A 25,518-nucleotide genomic window follows, 5' to 3' on the forward strand; every position below is an offset into this window, starting at 1 on the left:
GTGGTCAGAGTTTGCCGATAGCCGCGGCATCGGCGCCGGTCGCTTGCAGGAACAGCGCCTCCTGCTTCGCGACGCGCTCCTGCCCGGAAAGCGTCTGGAGCCGCTCACGCATCTCGGCCGTGCGCGGCGCGTCGATGTCGCGCGCCGCGCCTTCGAACACGACGCCATAAACTTCGCGCGCCATCTGCTCCGTGATGCGCTCGTCCAGCACGTCCTCGCGCACGGCTTGCGGCGAGCGCGTCAACGGATCGCCATGGCCTGCGCCGCCCGCCGCGATATGGCAGAAGCGGTCGCCCTTGAGAAGCGCGGTCACGGTGCTCGGCATGGTCGGCAGCAACGTGCTTCGACCGTCGCGGGTCAGCAGATTGAGCGACGGCGATCCGCTCAACCCGCCATGCGAACCCGACGGCCGATGCGCGCGCCGGTCCGAGCGCAGTCCGAGCAACGCGTGGTCGCTGCGCAATTCATAAGCGCGGCGCATGGCGAGGCCGCCGCGATGCCGGCCCGCGCCGCCCGAATCGGTGACGAAGCCGTACTCGGTGATCTTGAGCGGCAGACGTGCCTCGATCAGTTCGACCGGCTGGTTCGACAGATTGCCGAGCGGATTCGCAATGCCTTCGCAGCCGTCGTTGCGACCGCCGCCCCAACTGCCGAGCACGCCATCTGTAATCAGCCAGTTGCCGCCGCGCGCGCCATCCTCGCCATCCGGGCTGCGCCCGGAAATCGACACGACCGACGGGCCGCCCTCACCCAGCGCCGGAATCGTATCCGGCACGATCTGCGCGAACGCGCCTTGCAACACGTCGAACATCCGGTACGCGATAATCCCGCGCGCCGCACAGGCCGCCGGCTCCACCGGATTCACAATCGAGCCGCTTTCCGCGTAGACCTGAACGGGTCGCGAGAAACCTTCGCAGTTCGGCACATCGACGCCGATCGCGCAGCGCACCGCCGCATACGCGACCGATTGCGTAGTCGCGAACGGACCGTTGATCGCGCCCTGCACCTGCGCATCGGTGCCGGTCCAGTCGATGCGGATCGTGTCGTCCGCCACCGTCACCTTGACGCGAAACGCGATCGGCACGGGCGTATCGCCCAAGCCGTCGATGAAATCCTCGTAACGGTATTCACCATTCGGCATCGTGCCGATGGCCTGGCGCGTGAGGCGCTCCGCATAATCGTGCAGCGCCTCGACCAGCCGTCCGAAACCGTCCGCGCCGTATTTGTCGAGCAATTGCACGAGCCCGCGCTCGCCTGCTTTGCACGACGCCACCTGCGCGCGCAGATCGCCGCGCAACTGCCCCGGCATGCGCGAGTTCGTTTCAAGCAGCGTGACGAGCGCGTCGTTGACAGCGCCGGCATCGGACAGCTTCATCAACGGAATGCGCAAGCCCTCCTGATAGATTTCCGTCGCGCCGATCGCCATGCTGCCCGGCGCCATGCCGCCGATATCGGCGTGGTGGACGATCGTCGCCACATAGCCTTCGACGCGCGACTCGTAAAACACCGGCTGAATCAGATACACGTCCGGCAGATGCATGCCGCCCGACGTATACGGATCGTTCATGATGTAGATGTCGCCTGGCTTGCCGGCCGTGCCGAAGCGGCGCACCACGTTGTCCATCGCGGCCGGAAACGCGCCGAGGTGAATCGGCAAGGTCAGCCCCTGCGCGATCACGCGGCCAGCGCGGTCGAACACCGCGGTGGAGAAGTCCATCGAATCGCGCACGATCGGCGAATACGCCGTGCGCAGCACGACGAGCGCCATTTCGTCGGCGATCGAGCCGAGCGCGTTCTTGACGATTTCAAGCGTGATGGCGTCGGTGCCCGCCGAAGCGGCCTGCTGGGTAGTCATACGGGTTGCTCCAGAAACGTGATGACGATGTTTTCGTGGGCATCGACGCGCGCGCCCGCATTCGGCGGCACGACGCAGGTCGAGTCGTACTCTTCGACGATCAACGGGCCGCTCATCGGCGCGGCGCGCAGATCGTCGCGCGAGATCACCGGGGTGTCGATAAAGCCGTGGATCTTGCCGAAATACGCCCGGCGCCGTACCGGCGCGCGCGCACCCGATGAACGCGCCCGGCTGCCGCCGGCGCGTTGCGCGTCGTAGGCGCGGTCTTTCTGCGAGCGCAGCGAACCGACCGCGCGCAGATTGACGAGTTCGATCACCTCGTCCGCGGATGCGTGGCCGTAGGTGCGTTCGTGCTCCGCATGAAACGCGGCGGCGATCGGCGCAATATCGAGCGGTTGACCGGCACGCCATTCGATCGGCACAGTCAGCTCGTAGGCCTGACCCGTGTAGCGCAAATCCAGTGCGCACGTCACGGCGATATCGTCGAACGCGTTACCCTCGGCCGTCATATCCGCGGTGGCGCGCGCCACCAGGTCTTCGAGCGTGTTGGCCAATGCCACTGCGGCCGAATGATCGAGGCGGCAGAACATCGTTTGCATGAACTCGTGTTGTGTCGACGAGAACAACAAGCCGAGCGCGCTGAACACGCCGGGGCTCGGCGGCACGATGACCGTCTTCATGTCGAGCAATTCGGCGATTGCATGAACGATCACCGGCCCGTTGCCGCCGAAAGCGAACAACGCAAATTCGCGCGGGTCGCGGCCGCGATACGTCGACACGGCTTTCACCGCGCGCGTCATCGTGGAGGCGGCGATCGAGAAAACGCCATAGGCCGCTTCGTAAAGATCCGTGTGCGTGGGCTCGGCGATCTGCGTGCGCATGGCCTCGAGCGACTTCTGCTGGTTGATGCGCAACTCGCCGCCCGCAAGGAACGACGGATTCAGATAGCCGAGCGTCAGCACGGCGTCGGTGAGCGTCGGAATCGTGCCGCCCGCGTCGTAGCACACGGGCCCGGGCACCGAGCCCGCCGAATCCGGGCCGACCTTCACCAGCCCGCCCGCGTCGATACGCACCAGACTCCCGCCGCCCGCGCCGATCTCCGAGACGTCGATGAACGGCAACTTGACGGCGTGCCCGCCGCCCTTGACGAGCTTGCTGCTGACGTTGATGCCCGCACCGACCTCGTATTCGGTGGTGCGCGCCGGCTCGCCCTTTTCGATGATGGCCGCCTTCGCCGTGGTCCCGCCCATGTCCACCGTAATGCAATCGGCGTAACCCGACGCGGCGGCCACCGAGGCACCAGCGATCACACCGGCCGCCGGCCCGGACTCGATGATCGTGGCCGGCTTCTGCATGACCATGGCCGCGCTCATCACGCCGCCGTTCGAATGCATGATCTGCACCGGGCCCGTCATGCCGATGCCACGCAGCTTGTCGATCAGCGAATGCAGATAGCTGACCACCACCGGCCCGAGATACGCGTTGACCACTGTCGTGCTGGTGCGTTCGTATTCGCGGATCTCCGGCAGGATTTCGTGCGAGCACGTCAGATACACGGCGTCGCCCAGCACGCCGCGCAGCAGATCGCGAATGCGGATCTCGTGTTCCGGATTCGCGTACGCATGAATCAGACTGATCGCCACCGCTTCGATTTTCTCGCCGGCGATACGTTGCGCGATGTCCAGCACCTGCGCGTCGTCGAGCGGCGTGTCGATCGAACCGTCGGCGAGCAGCCGTTCGTTGACTTCGTAGCGATGCCGGCGTTTCGCGAGCGGCTCCGGCTTCTGATACGCGAGGTTGTAGAGCATCGGCACGCGCAGGCGGCCGATCTCGACCACGTCGCGAAAACCGCGCGTGGTGATCAGCGCCGTGCGCGCGCCTTTGCCTTCGAGCACGGTATTCGTGGCGATGGTGGTTGCATGAACCAGCTCGGTGATCTGGCGCGGTTGCGCGTCGAGCGAGGCGAGCAATGCCTGCAAGCCCGCGACGATCGCAATGCCATAGTCCTGGGGCGTGGACGAAACCTTCCTCGTATGAATCACGCCGTCATCGCCGATCACGACGATATCCGTGAAGGTCCCGCCGATATCGACACCGGCCCGGTAAAGTCTTTCAGTCATTACACACCTTGCTTGTTAGTCGATGCGGCGCAAACGCGTAGCCCGTTTGCGTCGGTCAATACAGCGCTGCTAGAGCTAGAACTTGTGCACGAGTCCGACACTGACCACGGCCTGGTTCTGTCCCGAGGACGGCAACATGGTCTGAATCTGCGAAGCCAGCATGCCGTTCGACGTCGCCGGCAACGGTCCGCCCGTGGGCCGCGGAAAGCCGCCGCCCGCCGCGCGCAGATAGATCACCTCGGTATAGATGGAGGTCCGTTTGGAGAGGAACTTGTCGACCAGCAGATTGACCTGATGCCAGTGCACCTGCGTGGGGCCGCCAGGACCGCCGGTGATGTTGTCGCTCGTGTACGTGTAGGCCATGCCGAAGAACAGCGTCGGATCGAGCGTGAAGCGCGCATTCGCTTCATAGTTGTTGAAGCGGTAGTTGATGCCGCTTGTCAGCGTCGTGCCCACGTTGTTGTAGATCGCGTTGCTGTACATCAGGCTCAGCTTGGCCGGTCCGATCACATACGACGCACCGATGCCCGCAATCTGCTCGCGTTTGGACGTGATCGGCGCATCGCAGCAGGTGATCGCGCCGTTCGTATTCACGTTCGCCGTGGTGTTCACGCCCGGTTGGTCATAGAGCGAATATGCCGCCGCAATCGAAAAAGCGCCCTGTGAATAGATGCCGCCCACCGACCACATGCGATTGTTCGCAAACGCGCCGGGCGCGTTGCTGAACGCGTACATCGCCGTGCCGGTGAAGCCCTTCAGACTCGGCGAGACGTATTTGATCGAGTTGTTGACGCGCAAATAGTCGTCGGTGTTGTCGTTGTCGTACGGATGCGAAAACATCACGCCGCCCCATGCACCGTTGGACGTCATCGTCTGCAAGGTGCCGACAATCGCGTCGTACTGGCGGCCGAACGTCAGCGTGCCGTAGTCCGGATTCGAGAAACCCACGAACGCCTGGCGCCCGAACATGCGGTTGTTCTGACCGAGCGCGCCGTTGGTCGGGTTAAAGCCGTTCTCCAGCGTGAAGATCGCCTTGGTGTTGCCGCCGAGGTCTTCCGCGCCGCGCAGCCCCCAGCGGCTGCCGTACTCGCCGTTGCCGGTCAGTTGCACCGCGCTATGGCCGCCCTGATTCGACGAGTAAGTGATGGCCTCGTTGATGATCCCGTACAGCGTGACCGAACTCTGCGCATGAACGAGACCGCTCCCGCCCAGCAGAGCCGCCATGATGAATAACTTTTCCTTCACCGCTCTTCTCCAAACAAGGAATCGCGACACCCCGGTCGGCTAGCGATCGATTGATGATAGCAAATGAATCGATTCACCAAAGGTTTGAAAAAATATCCCAAGGTGGGCCGGCTCACTGCTTGACCCGGATCTTCTTCTCTACTGCTCGGACCGCCTCTCCTGTGTCGACCAGAGTTAGCGCTTTAGCACTTACTCTGGTGCCAGCCCTGTGAGGTGCCCGCCGATGCCTTTCGGGATCGCCGCGAGCAACTCCATCGTGTAGCGCTCGCGTGGTTCGAACAGCACCTGATCCACGGCTCCCGCTTCCACGACACGCCCTTCCCGCATGACCACCACCCGCTGGCACAGCTCGCCGACCAGCGCCAGATCGTGGCTGATCACGACCAGCGAGACGCCGGCGCTCTGGTGAAGCTCGCGCAGCAGCCGGATGATCTCCGCCTGGATCGATACGTCGAGCGCGGACGTGGGTTCATCGGCAACCACCAGTTCGGGACGGCGCGCAAGCGCCCGCGCAATGCCCACGCGTTGGCGCTGACCGCCCGACAGCTGATGCGGATAGCGCGCCAGCACGAAGGCCGGCAGCCGCACCATGTCGAGCAATTGACGCACCGGCACGCCGTCGTTGCCGATCGCTTCGCCCAGCGTCGTGGCAATCGTCTTGCGCGGGTTCAGCGAATTCGTCGTGCTCTGGAACACCATCTGTACACGCTGACGAAACGTCGCGTTCTGCGCGCGCGTCATCGTATTCAACGCGTCGCCTCTGAAACAGATCGAGCCGGCGGTCGGCGCAGTGAGGCCGACCATCATGCGCGCGACAGTCGATTTGCCGCTGCCGCTTTCGCCGACGATAGCGAGCGCGTCGCCCTTCGCCACCTCGAGCGTCACGCCGGACACCGCATGAAAGCGGCGCCGGTTGAACATGCGCTCGAGCGGGGAACGCGCCAGCGCATAGGATTTGCCGACTTCCTGCAGCGCGAATATCGGCTGCGCGGCCAGGGCGGCGTTCGGCACGTTAGCGGACATTGCGCGGCTCCTCAGGTTGATGTCGCCCCACGGCACGAGTAACCGGCAAACGCGGAATACTCGCGATCAGATGCCGCGTGTAGTCGTGCGAAGGCCGCAGAAAGATATCCTCCACGGGGCCGGCTTCGACCACGTATCCCTGTTTCAGCACGACAGCGCGCGAACATAGTTCCGCCATCAGGTCGAGGTTGTGCGTGATGAACACGAGGCCGAGATCCATCTCGTCCACCAGCGTTCGCAGTAACTCGACGATCTGCGCCTGCACGGTCACGTCGAGCGCGGTGGTGGGCTCGTCCGCGAGCAGCAGCGCCGGCTCGCAGACAATCGCGGCGGCAATCATCGCGCGTTGCTTCATGCCGCCGCTCAGTTCGTGCGGATACGCGCGCTCCGTGGCGCGCGGGTCTTTGAAACCCACACGTGCGAGCACGGCATGCACTTCGTCGCGTATCGCGCGGCCACGCAGCGGACGGTGCGCGCGGATCACGTCGGCGAGTTGCGCGCCGATCGTGAAGGCGGGGTTGAGCGCCGTTGCCGGATCCTGAAAGATCATGGAGATGCGCCGTCCGCGCAATGCCCGCATGCGCGCCTCCGACGCATGGCTCAAGTCTTCGCCGTCGAGCACGATCCGCCCGCCGCTGATGCGCCCCGCGTTGCCGAGCAAGCCGAGCACCGCCAGCGAGGCTACGCTCTTGCCCGAACCCGATTCGCCGACGAGACCGACCGCCTCGCCGCGTCCCACCTGCAAATCGAGCCCATGCAAGACTTCAGTCTGCGTCTTGCCCGAACCGAAGGTGACGCGCAGCTTTTCAATCGACAGCAGCGCTTCGTTCATAGCGACGCCCCCGGTACATTGGCCGTCTGCGCATTGCGCCGCCGCGGGTCGAGAATCGTGCGCATCGAGTCGCCGAACAGATTGAAGGCGAGCACGCTGATGAACACCGCCGCGCCCGGAAATACCGAGACCCACCAGTTGTCGGTGAAAATCAGTGCGCGCGCGTCGGAGAGCATCGCACCCCAACTCGGTGTAGGCGGTTGCACGCCGAGCCCGATGAAGCTGAGCGACGCTTCCACGATGATCGTCACGCCGAGCAGCAGCGTCGCCTGGATCAGCACCGGCGAAATGATGTTGGGCAGAACGTCGGAGAACATGATGCGCGCCCCGCTCGCGCCTTGCAGAACCCGTGCGGCAACATACTCCGCTTGCGACTCGGCCTTCGCGAGACTATGGGTGAGCCGCGCGAGACCCGGCGCGTACAGCACGCCGATCAGCAGCACCAGTTTGGTTTCATTCGAAATGGCGAGCATGCCGATGTGCAGCGTGTCGGTGCCGGTAATGCCGACGAGCGCGATCGCCCAGATCAACAGCGGAATCGACGCGAGCACTTCCATCGCTTTCATCAGCATTTCGTCGAGCCACGAGCCGGCCTTGTAGCCCGCCACGAGGCCGATGCCCGTGCCGAGCACGAGGCCGATCGCGACCGCGCACAGTCCAATGGAGAGCGACGCGCGAGCGCCCCAGATCGTGCGGCTCAGAATGTCACGGCCCACCTGGTCGGTGCCGAGCCAGAACGCCGCGCTTGGCGCTTCCAGTCGATGTTCGACATAGAGCTGCAGCGGATCTTTCAAGGGCAGCCACGGCGCGCACACTGCGATCACGACGAGCAGCACGATCGTCACGATACCGATCGCACCGGCCGGTTCGTGCATCAGCGCGCGCAGCAACCGGCCGGCCGATGCGAGCCATGTACCGAGCGCATGCGGTTTGTGTTGCACGTTCGGGAGAGATGAATCAGCCATCATGTTCTATTCGCCTTCGGGTCGAGATAACCATGCAGTACGTCGGCGCAGGTGTTCGACGCGATGAAGATCGTCGTGATCACGAGCACGATGGCCTGCACCGTCGGATAGTCGCGCTGGAAAATCGCCGTGAGCAACGCGCGCGAGACGCCCGGCAAATTGAAAATCTGCTCCACGATCAGTGCCCAGCCGAACATGTAGCCGTAACTCATCGCGGCCGTGCTCACCAGCGACGGCAACGCGTTCTTCAACGCATAAAGGCGAATACGCGACGGCGGCAAACCGAGCGCTCTGGCGGTTCGCACATAGTCCTGCGAAAGCGCGTCGACCATGTTCGCCCGCACCAGACGGCTCAGCACGGAAATGTAGTACACGGACATCGTCAGTACGGGCAGCACTAGCGCGAGCAGATGCGACGCCATGCCGTCGGACCAGGGCGTGAGCCCGCCCACCGGAAACCACCCGGTCTTCAAAGCGACATAGCGGATCAACAGCAACCCCAGCCAGAACGACGGCACCGATAAGCCGACAATCGCCACGGCTCGCAGCAAATGGTCCGTGCCGCTGTTCTCCTTCAATGCAGCGACGGTGCCGAGCACGATCGAGACGACGATCGTGAACACGAACGACAGCGTGACGAGTTCGACGGTATTGGGCAACGTATCGGCGATTTGCGGGCCGATCGGGTTGCCGGTCGCGTACGACTTGCCGAAGTCGAGCGCGAGCGCACCGTTCAGCCACCTGCCGTATTGCGCGGCGACAGGCCGGTCCAGTCCGTATTGATGATTGAACACGGCAATCTGTTCGACGCTGGCGTCGCTGCCCAAGGTCAGACGCGCGGGCGACACGGGCGTCGCGCGGCACATCGCGAACAGCAGCGCGCTCACCACCAGCAGCACGAGCACGGAGGAAAACAGCCTCGAAACGGCTTTCATATCGACCTCATGCCTTCGCGAGATAAACGTTGTCGAGCTTCAACGAGAAGCCGGTGTTCACCTGGAATTCCTTCACTTTGCTGCGCCACAGGTTTTGCACTTCCAGCGCGCCGATCCAGACGGCCGGACAGTCATGCGCCAGCACCTGCTGAATTTTCGCGAGGATCGGCTTGAGCGCAGCCGGATCGTCGACCAGATAGCTGTCGTCGATCAGCTTCAGCAGTTCGGCGCTCTCGTAGCCGCTCGCTTTCCAGAGACTCTCGCCGGGTCTGAAGAGCGCGTTGAGCAGATAGGTCGGCTCCGGTGGCGCGATGAAACCGGTCAACGCCGCCGCGTGGTTGCCGACCAGCACCTGCGAGATCATCTGCCCGAAATCGAGCGGACGCAGATTGACGCGCACGCCCAGCGACGCCAGTTGCGCCTGAATGAAAAGCGCCGTCGACGATGTATCGATCAGATACGCAGGCTGCACGTACAGCAGATCGAACGATGCGCCGCTCGCATACTTCGAGCTTTTCAACGCCGCTCGCGCCTGCTCCAGATTGAACGCCAGGCTTGCGGCCGAGCCCGCGTCGTACCACGAGGATTCCGGCGCAAACGGCATGCTGCTCGCTTTGACCGCGCCGTAGCACAGATCGCGGCAGACCTTGACCCGGTCCAGCACGAGCGATACCGCACGGCGAAACGCCGGATCGTCGAACGGCGCCTTGTGGTTGTTCAGACACATCATCAGCGGGCTGGTCGGCGAGGGACGGCTGTCGCCCGCGAGGCCCGCCGACGTGCGGATCTGCGCGAACGTCTGGGCCGGCGGCGCACTGATGATCTGCGTCTGGTCCGACATCAGCGAGGCAAGCCGCGACGACTCTTCCGGGATGATGCGAAACACGATCTTGTCCCAACGCGGCTCGCCCTTGCCCCAGTAAGCCGGATTGCGCTTCAGTTCGACGAAGTCGTTCGCCTTCGACTGCACGAAAATGGCCGGCCCCGTGCCGACACCGATCGGCGTCTGCTTGAAGTAGTCGGCCGGATGCTGCTCGCGGCTGCCTACTGGAAAAATACCCATGTACTTCGACATGTAGTCGAGTAGCGGTCGGTAAGGACGCTTGAGGCGGATCACCGCCGTGTGCGCATCCGGTGCGCTCACCGATTCGATCACGGTCCAGAACGGCCGGCGGAACGCCTTGTTCGTGGGATTCAGCACGTAGTCGAAGCTGTATTTCACGTCGGCGGATGTGAACGGCTGACCGTTCTGAAAACTCACGCCGCGCTGCAGATCGAACATGTACGTCAGCTTGTCCGGCGAAATCGTCCATGCGCGCGCCAGTTGCGGCACCCGCTGACCGCGCGCGTCGATGCCGACCAGATTCTCGAAGATCAACTGGTTGATCGCCATCACGTCGTGATTCGGCTGGTTGATCGGATCGAGCGTTTGCGGATTGCTCGGAATGGCGACCGACAGCACGCCGGCCTCGGCGGCGAAGACGCGGCCTTCGAATGCGAACGGCAGGGAAAGCCCCGCGATGCCCGCGGCGCCCGCACGGAGAACTTGTCGTCGCCTGCTGCTGAAAGTCATGAAATCGTCTGCTTTTTCAATGCCGCCCGATTCTCTACAGTTTAGTGAATCGATTCACAGACGATAGTGAGATTGGCGCGGCGAGTCAACTTTTTAAAAATATCGGAAACCCTGGCTGGCGGGTTCAGGACGCTCTCTGGCGGGCCTAGGCGAGCAGCAACGAGGCATCGGCGAGTGACAGCACCGTCGTGCGCGAATCGAATGCCGTGGAAAAAAGATGATCGTGCACGACCTGATCCGGGTCGTAACAGCAATCCTTGACGGTGTATAAGCGGAAGTCCGCGTCGCTCGCATAGGCGACCGACGACAGCACGACACCCGTCGACGCGATGCCGACCATGATCAGCGTGTCGATACCTTGCGCGGAAAGCCGCGCCTGCAGATCGGTGCCGAAAAACACGCTCACACGATGCCCGATGATGAGCGGTTCGCTAGCGCGCTGGCCGAGTTCCGGCGCGATTTTGTCGTCGATAAAAAGGCCGAGTTGCTTGAGCCCTTGCCCGTTCTTGTTCAACGGGCTGACTTCCGGATAGCCTGGACTGAACTGGATCTTGGCGAAATAGACGCTGACGCCCTTGGCCCGCGCGGCATCGCACAACTTGCGCGTGTTGGCGAGCAGCGTAGGCGCGACGGATGGAAAGAGCCCCAGGATGTCGGTCTGATAATGCATCACCACAAGCGCCGTTTGCGCCGGGACGATCACGGGCAGCGGCGCACCCACGCTCTGCGCGGACGCGGCGCTGATTCCGCCGTCTCCGCAGCCGTCGAGACCGAGTCCCGTCGCCACCGCGCCGGCCAGTGCGCCTGCCGTTTTCATAAACCGCCGACGGCCTGCGCGGCCTTGTTCCTCGCTGTCGCCCTGCCCCGATCGTAACGCGTTTCTCCTGTCGCCCATTTCACACCCTTCAATCTTGGTGAATCGATTCATTTAACGCATATGCGCAATGTCGGCGGCGAAAAAACCGCTGTCAAGCAACTTTGCGATCGGACAAACCCTGGGAACGGAACCGGGCTAGCGCTTTTTGCGGCGTGCCGGGCTGCGCGGCGCGCCGCACGACTCGCGCACGATCATCCGCATGGGATGTTTGGAGCGACGGATGCCGGAGGGCGCGCTGCCGTCGATCAGCTGCAACATCATGTCCGCGGCTTCCCGGCCGACGTCGCGCGGGTTTTGCGTCACCACGGTCAAGGCCGGCGACGCGATTCCCGAATACTCGTGCTCGCCGATGGAAATCACCGACAGGTCGGCCGGGATGGACAGCCCGGTTTCGCGCACGACTTCGAGCACGATAGCCACGTCATTCAACGTGGCGATGATTGCGGAAGGCGGCTGCTGAGCGCTGAGCAGCACCCGGCAGACGTCCTTGTTGAAGGCGCTGGTACGCAGCACGAGCGCCGGATCGCGCGCGATGCCGGCGGCCTCGCAAGCGGCCTGATAGCCACGCACCATCTCGCGGCCCACCCAGGTGTTTTCGTGGCCGGCCACGAGCGCAATCGCGCGATGCCCGAGCGACGCGAGATAGCGCACAGCCTGACGGCAGCCGTCGGCGTGATCGGTCAGCACGGAATTGAATTCGCCCTGGGCATCGCGCTCCCACAGCACGACGGGCATGTTCAGGGTATGCAGGAAGTTGAAATACGAAGGCGTCTCGTCGTCGGAAATCGCGCCGATGAATCCGTCGATGCGGCGCTGCTTCAGGCTCGACAGAATGGCCCGTTCGCGCTCGAGATCGTAATGCGAATTGGCGATCAGAATCTCGAAACCCCTTGCCCGCAGGCGCTCTTCGGCGGCGCTCACCATCTGTGCGGCGGTGTGCTGAGTGATGTCGGAGATCAGGCAGCCAATCGCGCTCGAACTGCCTTTGCGCATGCTGCGCGCCACCACGTTCGGCACGAAATTCAACTCGGCCACCGCGGCGCGCACCGCCTCCTGAATGGCCGGCGCGACATTCTCGCGGCCGTTCAACACACGCGACACCGAGCCGACCGACACCTTCGCGAGACGCGCGACGTCCTGCACGGTGGGCGAGCCCTGCGGAGACTTGCGGCTGCGCAAGGCGGGCTTGACGGGTTTGCTGGCTCTCTCTTTGGGCATGTCGGAAGGCGAAAAGGTCGTCGATCGATTCTCGATGAATCGATGCATCGGGGCGATTATAGTGCGTCCGGGCTACGGCCAATGTCGGCGCGGCTTTACGGCCTGAGTGGGTCACCGTCTGTGCATGAGGAAAACGAATTCCGGGCTATGCGAAAAACAGATACACGTGGATCGCCAGCTTCGATTCGATCGGTGCGTTGTCATTCTCATCGGCCCGCTCACGCCCTGCTTTCAACTCCCGCATGCATGAATGAGGAACTGCTGGAACGCAACCGCCGGCGTATCCAGCGTCGCGCCTTTGCGCCACAACATGCCGGCATCCATCTGCGGAATCGCGTTGAGAATGGGCCGCGCGTCGATCCGCTTGCCTTCCAGCGACCACGGGCGAAACACCATGTCAGACAGAATCGTCACGCCGAAACCATGCGCGACCAGACCGCGCAGCGCTTCCATTGAACCGGTGCGAAAGGCGATGTTCGGCTCGACATCGTTCTGCTTCCAGTAACGCAGCGTCGACTGTTCGCCTTCGTCCACCGTAATCAAAATATATGGATAACTCGCGATATCCGCGAGTGAAGGCGCATTGAGTTGCGCGAGAGGATGAGTGGGCGCGGTCCACAACTGCCGGCGCGAGCGGATCAGCACATGGTGCCGGAAACGCCTGATATTTTCGACGTTGGAGAGCAGAACGATACCGAGATCGACGTCGCCGGCAAGTACGGCCTGTTCGATCGACTCGCGATCCAGGTCGTGCAGATCGATCTCGATGTCAGGATACGTCGCGCGAAAACGCGCCATCAACTCGGGCAGAAAATAGCCCAGCACCGTATACGACGCCGCGATGCGCACGGCCCCTTTCAGATCGTGCGAGCGGAACGGCGCCTTGTAAACCGCGTCGCGCACCGAATCGAGTATGTGTCTCGCGTGATTCAGAAAATCGTGCCCGTCCGGCGTCAGCGTGACGCCTTGAGGCAGGCGTTCGAAGAGCCGCGTACCCAGGGTTTCCTCCAATGCGAGCACCGCATTGGTAATCGCCGATTGCGACACATGCTCGGCCGTCGCCGCCATCGAAAACTGCCCGTTCTGGGCTGCCGCCACGAAGTAGCGCATCTGCCGCAAGGTAACGTCTTTTGACATGTGTTTTTCGAATAGCAGGATTCGGTATTCGTGATTTTACGTTGGAAATTCAGCTTCCTATACTCCGCCTCTAATAAAAGCCGCCGGAGACTTCCCCATGAACGCCCCGCTGACGCCCCCGCTACGTGACGCGCTTGCCTCCGTATCGCTCGACGACAAATACACCCTCGAAAAGGGCCGCGTCTATATGAGCGGTACTCAGGCGCTGGTGCGCTTGCCGATGCTGCAGAAGGCGCGTGACCGCCGCGCCGGCCTCAATACCGCGGGCTACGTGTCCGGCTATCGCGGCTCGCCGCTCGGCGCGCTCGATCAGGGTCTCTGGAAAGCGAAACAGCATCTGAAGGAACACGACGTCGTGTTTCAACCAGGGGTTAACGAGGATCTCGCCGCGACTGCCGTGTGGGGCACACAGCAACTCAATCTCTGGCCGGGCGCCAAGGTCGACGGCGTATTCGGCATGTGGTACGGCAAGGGGCCGGGGGTGGATCGCACCGGCGACGTCTTCAAGCACGCGAATGCGGCCGGCACCGATCCGAACGGCGGCGTGCTGGTGCTGGCGGGCGACGACCATGCGGCGAAGTCGTCGTCGGTCGCGCATCAGTCGGAGCATATGTTCGTGGCAAGCGGCATTCCGGTGCTGTATCCGGCGAGCGTGCAGGAGTATCTCGACTACGGTCTGCACGGCTGGGCCATGAGCCGCTACGCGGGTCTGTGGGTGGCGATGAAATGCGTCACGGACGTGGTCGAATCGAGCGCGTCGATCGACATCGATCCGGACCATTTGCAGATCGTCCTGCCGGAAGATTTCGACATGCCCGCAGGCGGCCTGAACATCCGCTGGCCCGACCCGCCGCTCGCGCAGGAGGCGCGTCTGCTGAACTACAAGTGGTACGCCGCGCTCGCCTATGTTCGCGCGAACAAGCTGAACCGCGTGGTGATCGACAGCCCCAACCCACGCCTGGGCATCATGACCGCGGGCAAAGCGTATCTCGACGTGCGGCAGGCGCTCGCCGACCTCTCGCTCGACGACGAAACCTGCGCCCGCATCGGCATCCGCGTGCTGAAAGTAGGTTGCGTGTGGCCGCTCGATGCGCAGAACGCACGCGACTTCGCAACTGGCCTGGACGAGATTCTGGTGGTGGAAGAAAAACGCCAGATTCTCGAATATGCGCTCAAAGAAGAACTGTATAACTGGCGCGACGATGTGCGTCCGAAGGTGTTCGGCAAGTTCGATCAGCGCGACGACGAAGGCGGTGAATGGTCCGTACCGCGTGGGCAGACGCTGCTGCCCGCGCACTACGAACTGTCGCCCGCGTTGATCGCGAAAGCGATCGCCCGGCGCCTGGCTAAAGCCGATCTGCCCGCCGATCTGCGGGCGCGGATCGAAGCACGCGTTGCGGTGATCGAGGCCAAGGAACGCGAGGCGGCCACGCCGCGTTCCGTGACTGAGCGGCAACCGTGGTTCTGTTCGGGCTGCCCGCACAATACCTCCACGCGTGTGCCCGAAGGCTCTCGCGCATTGGCCGGCATTGGCTGCCACTACATGTCGATGTGGATGGACCGCAACACGGAGACCTTCAGCCAGATGGGCGGCGAAGGCGTCGCGTGGACCGGCCAGATGCACTTCACGAATGAGCGTCACGTGTTCGTCAATCTGGGCGACGGCACCTATTTTCATTCGGGTCTGCTCGCGATCCGGGCTTCGATTGCGGCCGGCGCGAACGTCACCTACAAGGTGCTGTACAACGACGCAGTTGCGATGACCGGCGGCCAACCGGTGGACGGCGTGCTCACCGTTCCGCAGATCGCGTTTCAGGTCGTTGCGGAAGGCGCGAAGCACGTGTTGATCGTGACCGACGAGCCGGAGAAATACGACGCGAACATTCGCCTTCCAGAAGGCGTGAAGGTGTATCACCGCGACGAACTCGACCGATTGCAGCGCGAATTGCGCGAGATAGCGGGCACCTCGATTCTGATCTACGACCAGACCTGTGCGACCGAAAAACGCCGGCGCCGCAAACGCGGCACGTATCCCGATCCGGCGAAGCGCGCCTTTATCAACGATGCGGTGTGCGAAGGTTGCGGCGACTGCTCGGTGCAGTCGAACTGTCTGTCGGTCGAGCCGTTGCAAACGTCGCTCGGCACCAAGCGCAAGATCAACCAGTCGTCGTGCAATAAGGATTTTTCGTGCGTGAACGGCTTCTGCCCGAGTTTCGTCACGGCGGAAGGCGCACAGGTTAAGAAGCCCGCTAAACCGACATCCGCGGCCGCGTTGCCCGATTTCGCCGCGCTGCCTCGGCCCACGATCGCATCACTCGCGAAGCCGTACGGCGTGCTGGTGACTGGCGTCGGCGGAACCGGCGTCGTGACGATCGGCGGCTTGCTGGGCATGGCGGCTCACCTCGAAAACAAAGGCGTCACCGTGCTCGACATGGCCGGGCTCGCACAGAAAGGCGGCGCCGTGCTCAGTCATGTGCAGATCGCCGCGGCACCCGACCAGTTGCACGCCACCCGGATCGCGGCCGGTGAAGCGCGGCTGATTCTCGGCTGCGATGCGATCGTCTCCGCTTCCGCTGAAGTGCTGGCACGCACGCAACGCGGCATCACGAAAGCGGCGATCAACAGCGGCGCCACGCCGACCGCGCAGTTCGTGCGGGATCCCCACTGGAGTTTTCCGGCCGATCAAACGCAACAGGATCTGCGCGCGAGCATCGGCGACGACTGCGATTTCATCGACGCCAATCGTCTCGCGCTCGCGCTGTTGGGCGATACGCTCTATGCCAATCCGCTGTTGCTCGGCTTTGTCTGGCAACGCGGCTGGCTGCCGCTCGGCTACGACAGCCTCGATCGCGCGATCGAACTGAATGGCGTAGCCGTCGAAAAGAATCGGCTGGCGTTCGAATGGGGCCGCTATGTCGCGCAGCACGGCGAAGCCGCCGTGGACGCTTTTACGCCGCAGTCCGCGAAACAGCAGGCCATTGTCGTGCAGATGCCGGAATCGCTGGACCGCCTGATCGAGCGCAACGTCGAGCGGTTGAGTGCCTACCAGAACCGTCGTTATGCGGCGCGCTATGTCGAAACCGTAGAACGGCTGCGCGCGAAGGAAACGGCGCTCATGGGCGGAGCAAAACCGCGCCTCACTCCAGTGGTCGCACGCAATCTGGCGAAACTGATGACCTATAAGGACGAATACGAAGTGGCCCGTCTCTACGCGGACCCGGTTTACATGGACAAGCTGCGGGCCCAGTTCGAAGGCGAGCCGGGTCGCGATTACAAGCTCGCGTTTCATCTCGCGCCGCCATTGCTCGCCAGACGCGACGAGCACGGCCACCTGAAGAAGCAGCGATTCGGACAATGGACGCTCTCGCTGTTCCGCGTGCTCGAAAAATTCAGGTTCCTGCGCGGCACGACGTTCGACGTATTCGGCAAGACGGAAGAACGGCGCAATGAACGCGAGCTGATCGCGCAGTATTTCGCGCTGATCGACGAATTCTGCGCAACGCTCGACACCGCCCGATTCGATACAGCAATGAAGCTCGCCAATCTGCCCGACGAGATTCGCGGCTTCGGTCACGTCAAGGAGCGCAACGTGCTCGCCGCGGCAGCGAAGCGCGAACGCTGGCTTGCCGAATACCGGGCCGGTACGGCCGGCACGCCGCCTGTTTCGTCTTCCCAACTTTTCGAACAAGCGCTATGAAAACGACAATGCACGACCGTGACGGGGTGATCTGGCTGGATGGCGAACTGGTGCAGTGGCGCGATGCGCAACTCCACTTCCTGACCCATTCGCTCCACTATGGCATGGCGGTATTCGAAGGCGTCAGGGCATACGAGACCGCGGCGGGGCCGGCGATCTTCCGGCTCGACGACCACACGAAAAGACTCTTCAATTCCGCGAAGATCCTCGAAATGGCCATACCCTTCAGCTTCGAAACGATTCGCGAAGCGCAACTGGAAGTGGTATGCCGCAATCAGCTGACGGCGTGCTATCTGCGCCCGCTCGTCTGGCTCGGCAGCGAGCAGATGGGGCTCGGTGCGCGCGGCAACACCGTTCACGTCGGCATCGCCGCGTGGCCTTGGGGCAGCTATCTTGGCGAGGAAGGACTCGCGCGCGGCATTCGTGTCAAGACATCGTCGCTGTCGCGGCATCACGTGAATGTGTCGCTGGTTCGCGCCAAGGCGAGCGGCTACTACATCAACTCGATCCTGGCCAATCGCGAAGTCACCCGCCATGGTTACGACGAAGCGCTGCTGCTCGACACGGAAGGCTATGTGTCCGAGGGCGCGGGCGAAAACGTCTTCATCGTGCGCAACGGCGTGTTGTACACGCCGGACCTGGCCTCCTGCCTCGACGGCATCACACGCGCGTCGGTCATTGAAATCGCGCGGGACCAGGGTCTTCAGGTTGTCGAAAAACGCATTACGCGCGACGAAATGTACTGCGCCGACGAAGCGTTTTTCACCGGCACGGCAGCCGAGGTCACGCCTATTCGTGAACTGGATGATCGCGTGATTGGCAATGGCGAGCGTGGCCCGGTCACCGCGTCATTGCAGGAAACGTTTTTTGCGGCGGTTGCCGGTAAGTCGGAGCGGTACGCGCACTGGCTGACGGGAGTGCCCCGCCCTTTGCCGCTTGATGAGGCCGTCGCGCAGACGTCTGTGGGCCGGATCGGCTAGAAGAGGTAATGCGACGGAATCCGGTTGAGGGAAGAAAAACCCACATCCCGAAGATGGGCGGTCAAGCCGCAAAAACAGACGAATCCCTTACTGGGACAGGTGGTGCCGGGGATCGGACTCGAACCGACAAGCCGTGAGGCGGCGGATTTTAAGTCCGCTATGTTTACCAATTTCATCACCCCGGCGGGGGTCGAAACGCGTGTGGACGCGAATTCTACCATTGCCCGCCGGGCGTACCAAACCGGTGCAAAACCGTCCCGCCGACACCCGCCCGCCTCCAGTTCCCCAAGCCGTATCCGCAAATACCGGCGTCATCCTCAAGTCACAAACCTTCCCGATAATCCGCTCACGAAAACGTTTACACCCGAGCGGAAACCATGATCCCGACGATCAAAGATGTCGCTGCCCACGCCGGCTTCTCCATCGCCACCGTGTCGCGCGCGATCAACGCGCCGCACACCGTCAACCCGGTCACGCTCGACAAGGTGCGTCAGTCCATCGACGCCCTGAACTTCCGCCCGAGCCCGCTCGGCCGGCAATTGCGCGGCGAACGCACGCGCCTGATCGGCGTGATCCTGCCGACGCTCGCCAATCCCGTGTTCGCCGAGTGCCTGCAAGGCATCGACGAACTCGCCTCGGCGCAAGGCTACCGGCTCATGCTGATGACCACGCAGTACGACGCCGATCGCGAACGCCACGCCATCGAAACGCTGCGCGAACACCGCGTCGAAGGCCTGATCCTGACGGTCGCCGATGCCGACACGCACCCGCTGCTCGACGAACTCGACCGCGCGGGGCTGCTCTACGTGCTGATGCATAACGACACGGTGCGTCGTCCGTCGGTCTCGGTGGACAATCGTCTCGCCGCGTACGACGGCGTGCGCATGCTGATCGCGCACGGCCATCGCCGCATCCTCATGCTCGCCGGCACACTGGCCGCTTCCGATCGCGCCCGCCAGCGGCATCTCGGCTATTCGCAGGCAATGCAGCAGGCCGGCCTCACGCCGGCGCCCGCGCTCGAAGTCGATTTCAACGCCGAAGAACTGTCGCCCTCGGTGCTCGCTCATCTGACGAGCGGCCCGAACCGCCCTAGCGCCCTCTTCTGCAGTAACGATCTGCTGGCGATGGTGGTCATGCGCGGCCTGCGCCGCGCGCGTCTGCAGATTCCTCACGACATGTCGATTCTCGGCTTTGACGGCCTTGCAATGGGCGAACTGCTGTCGCCCGCGCTCGCCAGCATCTGCGCGCCGAATCGCGCAATCGGCTGCGCGGCCTGGCAGCGTTTGCTGGCGCGCGTCACCGGCACTTACGAAGCGTTGAGCGAAACCTCGCTCACGCTGACCTTGCCGCACAGCTTGCGCCACGGCGCCACCATCGCGGCGATTTCGAACCGCGACGACGCAACGCCTGCGCGTACATCGATGTCCGCCGAGCGGCCGTTCGCCTGAAGCGCCGCGCAGCGCGCGCTGACCAACTTTAGCGCGACATGCGTCCACACATGCCGACATGAAAACGTTTAACCCGCTGCCCTGCAAGACGACTTTGAGTCACCCACCCCAAAACCCGAACCACCCGCTCGCTTCTTCTCCTGGAGACCCGCAGTGATCCGCTCTGCCAAACATTTCGCTTCGCCCATCAAACCGCTCCGACCGCTCTGGCATCGCCTCGCGCGCTCCACGGCCGCCGCGCTGTCGGCCGGCATGGTGGTCGCCGCCGCGCTCGCCGCGATCGCACCGCGAGCCGCGCACGCCGATGAATCCGCGATCTGCTACAACTGCCCGCCCGAATGGGCCGACTGGGCGAGCCAGATCAAGGCGATCCAGCAAAAGACCGGCATTCGCGTGCCGTTCGACAACAAGAACTCCGGACAGTCGATCGCGCAACTGATGGCCGAGCAGAAGAGCCCGGTCGCCGACGTCGTGTATCTCGGCGTCTCGTCCGCTTTCCAGGCCAAGGACAAGGGCGTGATCCAGCCGTATAAGCCCGCGCATTGGGACGACATTCCCGCCAACCTGAAAGACCCGCAAGGCTACTGGTTCTCGATTCACTCGGGCACGCTGGGCTTTTTCGTCAACAAGGATGCACTCGAAGGCAAGCCGGTGCCGCGCTCGTGGGCCGATCTGCTCAAGCCCGAGTACAAAGGCATGATCGGCTACCTCGATCCGTCGAGCGCGTTCGTCGGCTATGCGGGCGCGGTCGCGGTGAACCAGGCGCTCGGCGGCACGCTCGATAACTTCGAGCCGGGCCTCGACTGGTTTCGCAAGCTCAAGGCCAACGCGCCGATCGTGCCGAAGCAGACCGCCTATGCACGCGTGATGTCCGGTGAAATTCCCATCCTGCTCGACTACGATTTCGACGCCTACCGCGCGAAGTACAAGGATCACGCGAACGTCGAATTCGTGATTCCGAAGGAAGGCACGATCTCGGTGCCGTACGTGATGAGCCTCGTGAAGGGCGCGCCGCATGAAGCGAACGGCAAGAAGGTGCTCGATTTCGTACTCTCCGACGAAGGCCAGAAACTGTGGGCCGACGCTTACCTGCGTCCGGTGCGCGCGAATGCGATGAGCCCGGAAACCGCCGCGAAATTCCTGCCGGCCAGCGACTATGCGCGCGCCAAACCGGTGGACTTCGGCAAGATGGCCGAAAAGCAGTCGAGCTTCGGCGAGCGTTATCTGCAGGTGATGCATTGAACGACATCACGTTCCCGCTGCGCTGGCGCATCGCGTTGATCGCGCCGGCGCTGGCGGTGTTCATCGCCTTCTGGCTGCTGCCGATGGGCGCGCTCGCGCAGCTGAGCGGCGACGGCCACGCGTTCGCCACCTATCGCGCGATGCTGGCGAATCCGCGCTACATGTCGAGCCTCGGCGCAACCGTGCTGTTGTCCGCGGCGGTCACGGCGGCGACACTGGTGCTTTCGGTGATCGCGGGCCTGCTTCTGGCGCGGCGCGAATTTCCGTTGAAACGCACGCTGCTCGCGTTGCTCACGTTTCCGCTGGCGTTTCCGGGCGTGGTGGTCGGCTTCATGGTCATCATGCTGGCGGGACGCCAGGGGCTGATCGGCGCGCTTTCGCTGAAACTCACGGGCGACCGCTGGGTGTTCGCCTATTCGATGAGCGGGCTCTTTCTCGGCTACCTGTATTTCTCGATTCCGCGCGTGATCGTCACCGTAATGGCTTCGGCGACCAAGCTCGACGCATCGCTCGAAGAAGCCGCGCGTTCGCTCGGCGCGTCGCCGTGGCGCATCACGCGCGACATCGTGTTGCCCGCGCTTTCGCCGGGCCTGATCGCGGCCGGCGCCGTGTGCTTCGCCACTGCGATGGGCGCGTTCGGCACCGCCTTCACGCTCGCCACCGACATCGACGTGCTGCCGATGACCATCTACACCGAGTTCACCCTCAACGCGAACATGGTGACGGCCGCGGGCCTCTCGATCGTGCTCGGCATCGTGACGTGGGCCGTGCTGGCGTTGGCGCGCAGCGTAAGCGGCTCGGCCGTGGCGGCAAGCGCATGAATGGCGTTTCCGAACCGGGCGCTTCCAAAGCGGAGAACCATAATTCAATGAGTTCAATCACTACTTCTCTACAACCACCCGCCAAACCGCGTTCACACATGCGCTGGCCGGACGCAAGAACGTGGCTCGCAACCGGCCAATGGCTCGTCACGCTGCTGCTGTGCGCGTTCCTGATCGTGCCGGTCGTCATGTCGATCATGGCGGGCCTCACGGTCAACTACTTCAAGGGCGTGTCGAGCGGACTCACGCTGCGCTGGCTCGGCGAAGTGTGGACGCAGTATCACGGCTCGGTGTTTCTCTCGCTCGAAGTGGCGGCGGCCACCTTGCTCGTCACGCTGCTGACCGGCGTGCCGGCGGGTTATGTGCTCGCCCGCAGCAAGACGCGGCTCTCGCGCATCATCGAAGAGTTTCTGGTGTTGCCGATCGCACTGCCCGGTCTCGCGTCCGCGCTCGCGCTGCTGGTGGTGTACGGCGGCTTCACGATGTTCCGCATGAGCGTGGCGTTCATCGTGGTCGGGCACGTGGTGTTCACGCTGCCCTTCATGGTGCGCGCGGTCGCGGCGGTGTGCGCAAGCAGCGATCTGCGCACGCTCGAAGAAGGCGCCGCGAGTCTCGGCGCGAGCTTCCTGCAGCGCTTCGTGACGATCGTGCTGCCCAATGCGCGGCCCGGCATCGTGGCCGGCGCGCTGGCAGTGCTGACGCTTTCGATCGGCGAATTCAACCTCACGTGGATGCTGCACACGCCCGATACCAAGACGCTGCCGGTCGGTCTCGCGGACACCTACGCGTCGTTGCGCATCGAGATCGGCAGCGCCTACACCATTCTGTTTTTCATCATGACGATGCCCCTGCTTGTCGCGATGCAATGGCTCGGCGTCGATGCGACCGGCCAGCGCAGCGCGGCGAAAAAGCGCGTCGCGCGCTCTTCTTCAAAGGCCATCCAGCCATGAAACTCGCTTCCGTTCCCATCACGCTGACGCAATGCGCGAAAACGTTTCGCGGCACACGCGTGCTCGAACCGCTCGACCTGCATATCGACGCCGGCGAAACACTGGTGCTGCTCGGCCCGTCCGGCTGCGGCAAGACCACGACCCTGCGCATGATCGCGGGTCTGGAAACACCAGATGCCGGCGGCCGCATCGCGTTCGGCGACGACGACGTCACCGCCCTGCCGATCGAAAAGCGCCAGGTCGGGATGGTATTCCAGAGCTATGCGCTGTTTCCGAATCTGACGGTGCGCGGCAACATCGGCTACGGTTTGAAAATCAAACGCGTGCCCGCCGAAACGGCGCGGCAACGCGTCGACGAGTTGCTCGGCATGATGCGTCTCACCGCACACGCCGATAAGCCTATCGATCAGCTTTCCGGCGGTCAGCGTCAGCGGGTGGCGCTCGCTCGCGCACTCGCCGTGCAGCCGCGCGTGCTGCTGCTCGACGAACCGTTGACCGCCCTCGACGCCCGCTTGCGCGACACCCTACGCAGCGAAATGAACACGCTGCTGCGCGAGTTGGGGATCACGACCGTCTACGTCACGCACGATCAGGCCGAAGCGATGGAACTGGGCGACCGCATCGTCGTGATGAGCGCGGGACGTATCGAGCAGATCGGCTCGCCGCGCGAGATCTATTACCGTCCCGCCAATCGCACGGTCGCGCAGTTCGTCGGCACGATCAACCGGCTTGCGGGCGAGCGGCGCGACGGCATGCTGAGTACCACGGGCGGTGCCGTGCCGCTGCCCGCGGGCTCCGCGCACGTGAACTCGGCGCACGAAATTTTCTTCCGCCCGGAAGACGCTTATCTGGCCGATCCGGCTCATGCGCAATTGCGTGGACATATCGAAAGCACCGCGTTTCTCGGCGAACGCACGCGTCTGACGGTCGGCGGCGCCGCGCCGGACGCGTTGCTGATCGACGTAGCCGGCCGCGTGGAATTGGCGCGCGGCACGCCGGTCGGCATTTCCATCGCGCAGGACGCGCTGATTGCGCTATCGTAATGAAGCCGCGCTGTTTTAATAGCGCGCTATAAAAAGGACATCCCCATGCTGCTGGCTCAAATTAGCGACCTGCATATCAAACGCCCCGGCGCGCTCGCTTATCGCCGCGTCGACACCGGCGCCTATCTCGCACGCTGCGTCGCCGCGCTCAATGCGCTCGAGCCGCGTCCGGACGCGGTGATCATGACCGGCGACCTCGTCGATCAGGGTGATCCGGAACAGTACGAACACCTGAAAACACTGCTCGCGCCGCTAGAGATTCCCTACTTCATGCTGGTCGGCAATCACGACGAACGCGCCGCGTTGCGCGCCGCGTTTCCCGATCGCAAGGAATTGCAAAACGGTGGCGAGTTCGTGCAATACGCGGTCGATGTCGGACCGCTGCGGGTCATCGCGCTCGATTCGATGGTGCCGGGACAAAGCGCCGGCAATCTGTGCGATGCGCGGCTCGCGTGGCTCGCCACGCAACTCGATGCGGCGCAGGGCAAACCGACGGTAGTCGCGTTGCATCATCCGCCGTTCGTGTGCGGCATCGGGCATATGGACGAACTGCGGCTCGACCCCGCCGCCGCCGACAAGCTCGCGGCGTTGATCGCGCGTTATCCGAACGTGGAGCGGGTGATCTGCGGGCATGTGCACCGGCCCATGTTCGTGCGTTTCGGCGGCACGATCGCCTCTGCAGTGCCGGCGCCCGCGCATCAGGTCGCGCTCGATCTGCGCGGGGATGCGCCGTCCGCGTTCATGATGGAACCGCCCGCGTATGCGCTGCATCGCTACGATCCGGCGACCGGCATCGTCACGCATCACGCGTATGTTGAGAAAGCCGATGGCCCGTATCCGTTTTACGAGCCCGAGGGCGATCTGATCGATTGACCCGTGCGTGTCAGGCGTCGATGAAAGTCTCGCGAACGCGCCGGGAAAACCTGAAATACGGAATCCCGAGCGCGGCTGCCACGACAGCCTGAATGAAGCCGTCGAATGGAATGGCGATGTCGATGCCGATCGCGTGCGTCATGTGATCGCCGAGCAGATACGCGCCGGTGCGCATCGCGACGATCGCCAGCAGCCAGGCCTGAACGTGCGCGGTAAAGCGCGGCGACTTGCGCCATGCAAGCAGCGCCAGCCAGCCCATGCCCGCGACGATGAACACGCCCGTGAGCACGTCGCAGCCCACCATCACGATCACGGTGCGATACCAGCCGTGTGTTTCGGGCCGCGCGAACACGGCCAGCAGTTCCCATTCGAGCATCAGCTTGAGTGGATCGCGCATCGCGATCGCGGTATGGAGCGCCCAGGCCGCGAGGCAAATCAGCACGATGAGCAGCGAGCCGCCTAGGTGTCGAGGTTCATGTTTCGTGATCGGGGTCATGGGGTCGTTCTGATAATCGTCGGTCGGATAATGCGCGGCGATTCTACGAACGAAAGCCGAACGACCATCTCATTTTGTTGGCAAGGCGTTGTGAGGCCGCTGTGCCAACGTGCCGCTTCGCCTCGTAGCTGTCAGCACGATCCGCCGTGCTCCGGTATGATCGGCACGCTTGAGGACCGCGCATGGGC

At 63.5% G+C, this 25,518-nt stretch carries 20 protein-coding genes and 1 tRNA gene; 8 read left to right on the top strand and 13 right to left on the bottom strand.

Annotated elements, in window-relative coordinates; all coding sequences use genetic code 11:
- Positions 1 to 4: 4 nt before the first annotated feature.
- The 11 genes from PQR54_RS05765 to PQR54_RS05815 all read right to left on the bottom strand — a co-directional run bounded on the left by PQR54_RS05765 (position 5) and on the right by PQR54_RS05815 (position 13,780).
- Positions 5 to 1,855 (bottom strand): hydantoinase B/oxoprolinase family protein, encoded by a 1,851-nt coding sequence (locus PQR54_RS05765; RefSeq protein ID WP_408244453.1) that lies wholly within the window; start codon positions 1,853 to 1,855, stop codon positions 5 to 7.
- The gene (locus PQR54_RS05770) at positions 1,852 to 3,975 is read right to left on the bottom strand and encodes a hydantoinase/oxoprolinase family protein (protein ID WP_408244454.1); all 2,124 of its coding nucleotides are present in this window, start codon (positions 3,973 to 3,975) and stop codon (positions 1,852 to 1,854) included. Before PQR54_RS05770 ends, PQR54_RS05765 begins: the two co-directional genes overlap by 4 nt.
- 75 nt (positions 3,976 to 4,050) lie before the next feature.
- Entirely contained in the window at positions 4,051 to 5,220 is a 1,170-nt protein-coding gene (locus PQR54_RS05775) for a porin (protein WP_408244455.1), read from the bottom strand.
- Between the two features lie 189 nt (positions 5,221 to 5,409).
- Positions 5,410 to 6,243 (bottom strand): ABC transporter ATP-binding protein, encoded by an 834-nt coding sequence (locus tag PQR54_RS05780; protein WP_408244456.1) that lies wholly within the window; start codon positions 6,241 to 6,243, stop codon positions 5,410 to 5,412.
- The gene (locus PQR54_RS05785; protein WP_408244457.1) at positions 6,233 to 7,075 is read right to left on the bottom strand and encodes an ATP-binding cassette domain-containing protein; all 843 of its coding nucleotides are present in this window, start codon (positions 7,073 to 7,075) and stop codon (positions 6,233 to 6,235) included. Before PQR54_RS05785 ends, PQR54_RS05780 begins: the two co-directional genes overlap by 11 nt.
- Complete coding sequence (locus tag PQR54_RS05790) at positions 7,072 to 8,043, bottom strand: ABC transporter permease (protein ID WP_408244458.1); 972 nt, start codon at positions 8,041 to 8,043, stop codon at positions 7,072 to 7,074. The genes PQR54_RS05785 and PQR54_RS05790 overlap by 4 nt, the downstream gene beginning before the upstream one ends.
- On the bottom strand, positions 8,040 to 8,975 hold the full coding sequence (locus tag PQR54_RS05795; RefSeq protein WP_408244459.1) for an ABC transporter permease: 936 nt from the start codon (positions 8,973 to 8,975) through the stop codon (positions 8,040 to 8,042). Before PQR54_RS05795 ends, PQR54_RS05790 begins: the two co-directional genes overlap by 4 nt.
- Before the next feature lie 7 nt (positions 8,976 to 8,982).
- A complete protein-coding gene (locus PQR54_RS05800) occupies positions 8,983 to 10,548 on the bottom strand; it encodes an ABC transporter substrate-binding protein (RefSeq protein ID WP_408244460.1) in 1,566 nt (521 codons plus the stop codon).
- Between the two features lie 145 nt (positions 10,549 to 10,693).
- The gene (locus tag PQR54_RS05805; protein WP_408244461.1) at positions 10,694 to 11,365 is read right to left on the bottom strand and encodes a cysteine hydrolase family protein; all 672 of its coding nucleotides are present in this window, start codon (positions 11,363 to 11,365) and stop codon (positions 10,694 to 10,696) included.
- Positions 11,366 to 11,560: 195 nt separating this feature from the next.
- Positions 11,561 to 12,643, bottom strand: coding sequence for a LacI family DNA-binding transcriptional regulator (locus tag PQR54_RS05810; protein ID WP_408244462.1), 1,083 nt, complete (start codon positions 12,641 to 12,643; stop codon positions 11,561 to 11,563).
- A 231-nt stretch (positions 12,644 to 12,874) separates the two neighbouring features.
- Entirely contained in the window at positions 12,875 to 13,780 is a 906-nt protein-coding gene (locus PQR54_RS05815) for a LysR family transcriptional regulator (protein WP_408244463.1), read from the bottom strand.
- A gap of 97 nt (positions 13,781 to 13,877) precedes the next feature.
- On the opposite strand from PQR54_RS05815, the gene PQR54_RS05820 reads away from it, so the two are divergent.
- Both PQR54_RS05820 and PQR54_RS05825 read left to right on the top strand, forming a co-directional pair.
- Entirely contained in the window at positions 13,878 to 17,477 is a 3,600-nt protein-coding gene (locus tag PQR54_RS05820; RefSeq protein ID WP_408244464.1) for an indolepyruvate ferredoxin oxidoreductase family protein, read from the top strand.
- Complete coding sequence (locus PQR54_RS05825; protein WP_408244465.1) at positions 17,474 to 18,457, top strand: branched-chain amino acid transaminase; 984 nt, start codon at positions 17,474 to 17,476, stop codon at positions 18,455 to 18,457. The genes PQR54_RS05820 and PQR54_RS05825 overlap by 4 nt, the downstream gene beginning before the upstream one ends.
- A 100-nt stretch (positions 18,458 to 18,557) precedes the next feature.
- Here the strand turns inward: PQR54_RS05825 and PQR54_RS05830 are convergent.
- Positions 18,558 to 18,642 (bottom strand) — tRNA-Leu (locus PQR54_RS05830).
- Between the two features lie 192 nt (positions 18,643 to 18,834).
- Here PQR54_RS05830 and PQR54_RS05835 point away from each other — a divergent pair.
- The 6 genes from PQR54_RS05835 (at position 18,835) to PQR54_RS05860 (ending at position 24,834) form a co-directional block, all read left to right on the top strand.
- Positions 18,835 to 19,905, top strand: a complete 1,071-nt coding sequence (locus PQR54_RS05835) for a LacI family DNA-binding transcriptional regulator (RefSeq protein WP_408244466.1) — start codon at positions 18,835 to 18,837, stop codon at positions 19,903 to 19,905.
- A gap of 252 nt (positions 19,906 to 20,157) precedes the next feature.
- Complete coding sequence (locus PQR54_RS05840; RefSeq protein ID WP_408244996.1) at positions 20,158 to 21,147, top strand: ABC transporter substrate-binding protein; 990 nt, start codon at positions 20,158 to 20,160, stop codon at positions 21,145 to 21,147.
- Positions 21,144 to 21,968, top strand: a complete 825-nt coding sequence (locus PQR54_RS05845; protein WP_408244467.1) for an ABC transporter permease — start codon at positions 21,144 to 21,146, stop codon at positions 21,966 to 21,968. Before PQR54_RS05840 ends, PQR54_RS05845 begins: the two co-directional genes overlap by 4 nt.
- Before the next feature lie 47 nt (positions 21,969 to 22,015).
- A complete protein-coding gene (locus PQR54_RS05850) occupies positions 22,016 to 22,918 on the top strand; it encodes an ABC transporter permease (RefSeq protein WP_408244468.1) in 903 nt (300 codons plus the stop codon).
- A complete protein-coding gene (locus PQR54_RS05855; RefSeq protein ID WP_408244469.1) occupies positions 22,915 to 23,961 on the top strand; it encodes an ABC transporter ATP-binding protein in 1,047 nt (348 codons plus the stop codon). The genes PQR54_RS05850 and PQR54_RS05855 overlap by 4 nt, the downstream gene beginning before the upstream one ends.
- A 45-nt stretch (positions 23,962 to 24,006) precedes the next feature.
- Positions 24,007 to 24,834, top strand: coding sequence for a phosphodiesterase (locus PQR54_RS05860; RefSeq protein ID WP_408244470.1), 828 nt, complete (start codon positions 24,007 to 24,009; stop codon positions 24,832 to 24,834).
- Positions 24,835 to 24,844: 10 nt separating this feature from the next.
- Here the strand turns inward: PQR54_RS05860 and PQR54_RS05865 are convergent, their stop codons facing one another.
- On the bottom strand, positions 24,845 to 25,330 hold the full coding sequence (locus tag PQR54_RS05865) for a DUF2569 domain-containing protein (RefSeq protein WP_408244471.1): 486 nt from the start codon (positions 25,328 to 25,330) through the stop codon (positions 24,845 to 24,847).
- Positions 25,331 to 25,518 lie beyond the last annotated feature (188 nt).

The organism is Paraburkholderia phytofirmans, from assembly GCF_046028095.1.
Lineage (GTDB): Bacteria > Pseudomonadota > Gammaproteobacteria > Burkholderiales > Burkholderiaceae > Paraburkholderia > Paraburkholderia phytofirmans_A.

Coding starts and splice junctions, on each gene's coding strand:
- PQR54_RS05765 (WP_408244453.1), bottom strand. CDS start 1,855: ATGACTACCCAGCAGGCCGCTTCGGCGGGCACCGACGCCATCACGCTT.
- PQR54_RS05770 (WP_408244454.1), bottom strand. CDS start 3,975: ATGACTGAAAGACTTTACCGGGCCGGTGTCGATATCGGCGGGACCTTC.
- PQR54_RS05780 (WP_408244456.1), bottom strand. CDS start 6,243: ATGTCCGCTAACGTGCCGAACGCCGCCCTGGCCGCGCAGCCGATATTC.
- PQR54_RS05785 (WP_408244457.1), bottom strand. CDS start 7,075: ATGAACGAAGCGCTGCTGTCGATTGAAAAGCTGCGCGTCACCTTCGGT.
- PQR54_RS05790 (WP_408244458.1), bottom strand. CDS start 8,043: ATGATGGCTGATTCATCTCTCCCGAACGTGCAACACAAACCGCATGCG.
- PQR54_RS05795 (WP_408244459.1), bottom strand. CDS start 8,975: ATGAAAGCCGTTTCGAGGCTGTTTTCCTCCGTGCTCGTGCTGCTGGTG.
- PQR54_RS05800 (WP_408244460.1), bottom strand. CDS start 10,548: ATGACTTTCAGCAGCAGGCGACGACAAGTTCTCCGTGCGGGCGCCGCG.
- PQR54_RS05805 (WP_408244461.1), bottom strand. CDS start 11,365: ATGAAAACGGCAGGCGCACTGGCCGGCGCGGTGGCGACGGGACTCGGT.
- PQR54_RS05810 (WP_408244462.1), bottom strand. CDS start 12,643: ATGCCCAAAGAGAGAGCCAGCAAACCCGTCAAGCCCGCCTTGCGCAGC.
- PQR54_RS05815 (WP_408244463.1), bottom strand. CDS start 13,780: ATGTCAAAAGACGTTACCTTGCGGCAGATGCGCTACTTCGTGGCGGCA.
- PQR54_RS05820 (WP_408244464.1), top strand. CDS start 13,878: ATGAACGCCCCGCTGACGCCCCCGCTACGTGACGCGCTTGCCTCCGTA.
- PQR54_RS05825 (WP_408244465.1), top strand. CDS start 17,474: ATGAAAACGACAATGCACGACCGTGACGGGGTGATCTGGCTGGATGGC.
- PQR54_RS05835 (WP_408244466.1), top strand. CDS start 18,835: ATGATCCCGACGATCAAAGATGTCGCTGCCCACGCCGGCTTCTCCATC.
- PQR54_RS05840 (WP_408244996.1), top strand. CDS start 20,158: ATGGTGGTCGCCGCCGCGCTCGCCGCGATCGCACCGCGAGCCGCGCAC.
- PQR54_RS05850 (WP_408244468.1), top strand. CDS start 22,016: ATGAGTTCAATCACTACTTCTCTACAACCACCCGCCAAACCGCGTTCA.
- PQR54_RS05855 (WP_408244469.1), top strand. CDS start 22,915: ATGAAACTCGCTTCCGTTCCCATCACGCTGACGCAATGCGCGAAAACG.
- PQR54_RS05860 (WP_408244470.1), top strand. CDS start 24,007: ATGCTGCTGGCTCAAATTAGCGACCTGCATATCAAACGCCCCGGCGCG.
- PQR54_RS05865 (WP_408244471.1), bottom strand. CDS start 25,330: ATGACCCCGATCACGAAACATGAACCTCGACACCTAGGCGGCTCGCTG.